Raw genomic sequence first — 2,473 nt, forward strand, 5'->3', positions numbered from 1 at the left:
GGCGGCGGCCCCGCCGGCATGATGACGGGTATTACCGCCGCCCAGTTCTCACCGCACAAAAAGGTGCTGGTGATCCGTCCGGAGACGGACGCGGTGATTCCCTGTGGTATCCCCTATATATTCGGCACCCTGGGCGGCACCGATGAGGATATGGCCGGGCGCGCGCCCCTGCTGGCGGCCGGCGGACAACTTCAGATGGGCACGGTCCAGAAGATCGACCGCGTCGCACACAGCGCCACCCTGGCCGATGGCGATGTTATTCACTGGGAACGCCTGGTGCTGGCCACCGGCGCCGAGAACTTCATCCCCCCCATTCCCGGCACCCATCTGGAAGGCGTCTTCAGCATTCACAAAGACTATGATTATCTGGACAGGCTCTTCAGCACCCTTATCCCGCAGATCAAAAAACTGGCTATTATCGGTGGTGGCTTCATCGGGGTGGAATTTGCCGATGAAATCCGCAAGCGCGGCATTGAGGTGCACATCGTCGAAATGCTGCCGCACCTGATGCAGGCGGCCTTTGACCTGGATGCCTGCGCCGCAGTGGAGAAGCAGTTGCAGGCCCATGGCGTTCATATTCATACCGGAGCCAGGGTGGAGGCGCTGCTGCCCGATGCCAGCGGCAAGCGCGTCGGACAGGTACAGATCTCCGGGCAGGAAGCGCTGACGGTAGACGCAGTGCTCATCGCCATCGGCACCCGCCCCCAGGTCGCGCTGGCCAGGGATATGGGCTTAACGCTCAGCCGCTCCGGCGGGGTCTGGGTAGATGCCTTCCAGCGTTCCCGCGAAGATCCCGATATTTTTGCTGTCGGAGATTGCGCCCACAAGCAGGATTTTTTCACCCGCAAGGCCAATCACGCCATGATCGCCTCTCAGGCGGCGGCCGAGGGCCGTATCGCTGGCATGAACCTCTATGGTTTGCGCCAGCTCCGCTACAACGCCGGCTCCGTCAGCGTCTATGCCAGCGAGATTGATGGTCTGGCCTTCGGGGTGGCGGGTCTGACCCAGCATCAGGCCGAGCAGGAAGGCTTCCCCATTCTGGTCGGCGAGGCCCGCCTGCCCGATCATCACCCCGCCTCCATGCCCAATACCACGGAGATTTACTGCCGGATCATCTTCGCCGCCGACTCCCTGCAGATTCTCGGGGGGCAGATTCTCGGCGGTGCCACCACCGGCGAACTGGTCAATACTATCGGTCTCGCCATACAGATGCACGCCTCCGCACCCGATCTGGCCAGTATGCAATTTGGCAGCCAGCCCCGCCTGACACCTTCCCTGCATCCCCTGGTAGCCGCTACGGGTGACGCCCTGCGCCGCCATTACGAACCTCTCCAGCCCTGCGTTACAGGAGCCCCGCATGCCTAAAATTGCCCAAGCACCACTCGGCATGTCCGCCGAAAGCACTCGCCGCTGGACAGAAAACTATCGTCTCACCACCCAGGACAGCGGGCGCCTGTTCCTGATGGCGGGCGATCAGAAAGTCGAACATCTCAACGACGATTTTATCGGCGGTCATGTAGCGACGGACGATTCCGACCCGGAGCATCTGTTCCGCATCGCCAGTGAAGCGCCCGTGGGCTGCTTTGCCGCACAAATGGGCCTCATTGCCCGCTACGGCATGGATTACCGCGACACACCCTACTTGCTCAAACTCAACAGCAAGACCCACCTGATCAAAACGGCGCAACGCGATCCGGTCAGCCTGCAGTGGCAGAGCATGGCGCAAGTCCACAACTTTGTGCGCCATTCCGGTCTCCGGGTGGTTGGGGTGGGTTACACCATTTACCCTGGCTCCGAGTTCGAACCGACCATGCTCAGTGAGGCGGCACGCATTGTCGAGGATGCCCATGCCATGGGATTGCTGGCCGTCATCTGGGCCTACCCGCGCGGCAAGGCCGTGGGTGAACGCGAGCAGGACCCGCATCTCATCGCTGGTGCCGCGGGCTTGGCGGCCTGTCTCGGGGCGGATTTCGTCAAAATCAACCCGCCAGTCAACGCGGCTGGCGCCATGGATGGCACGCTTCTGGGTGAAGCGGTGGCCGCCGCCGGACACACCCAGGTCGTCTGCGCGGGGGGTTCGGAAACCGATGCACCAGCGTTTCTGCAGCGCCTCTATGAACAGATTCATGTGGGTGGCACGCAAGGCTGCGCCACCGGCCGAAATGTCCATCAGCGCAGCCAGCCCGATGCCGTCAACTTCTGCAAAGCCATCCACGCCATTGTCGTCCACAATCAGGGCGTCGATGAAGCGGTCAAACTGCTGAATCCCAACGCATGATGAAACTACCGACGCAGCGCAGCAAAATTGTCTGCAGCATCGGCCCGGCGTCCGATGCATCGAAAACACTGGAGCAGATGATCCGCGCCGGAATGAACGTGGCCCGCCTGAATCTCGCTCACGGTACGCCGGATGAACACCGCACCCGCATTGGCCGTATCCGCGCTGCGGCGGAAAAGGTGGGACAGCGCGTTG

Annotated in this window: 3 protein-coding genes; all 3 read left to right on the plus strand. The window is 62.1% G+C overall.

Annotated elements, in window-relative coordinates:
• Nucleotides 1-1,365 (plus strand): FAD-dependent oxidoreductase (locus AC2VNK_RS04885; RefSeq protein WP_486883030.1); only part of this gene is annotated, 1,365 nt, incomplete at its 5' end.
• Nucleotides 1,358-2,278 (plus strand): beta/alpha barrel domain-containing protein, encoded by a 921-nt coding sequence (locus AC2VNK_RS04890; RefSeq protein WP_486883031.1) that lies wholly within the window; start codon nt 1,358-1,360, stop codon nt 2,276-2,278. The genes AC2VNK_RS04885 and AC2VNK_RS04890, both read left to right, overlap by 8 nt.
• The coding region (locus AC2VNK_RS04895; protein WP_486883032.1) for a pyruvate kinase at nt 2,275-2,473 on the plus strand (199 nt) is incomplete at its 3' end. The genes AC2VNK_RS04890 and AC2VNK_RS04895, both read left to right, overlap by 4 nt.

This window comes from Acidithiobacillus sp. TH-A35, assembly GCF_057473505.1.

Bases quoted from the DNA above. Each gene is read 5' to 3' on its own strand.
- AC2VNK_RS04890 (WP_486883031.1), top strand. From the start codon at position 1,358: ATGCCTAAAATTGCCCAAGCACCACTCGGCATGTCCGCCGAAAGCACT.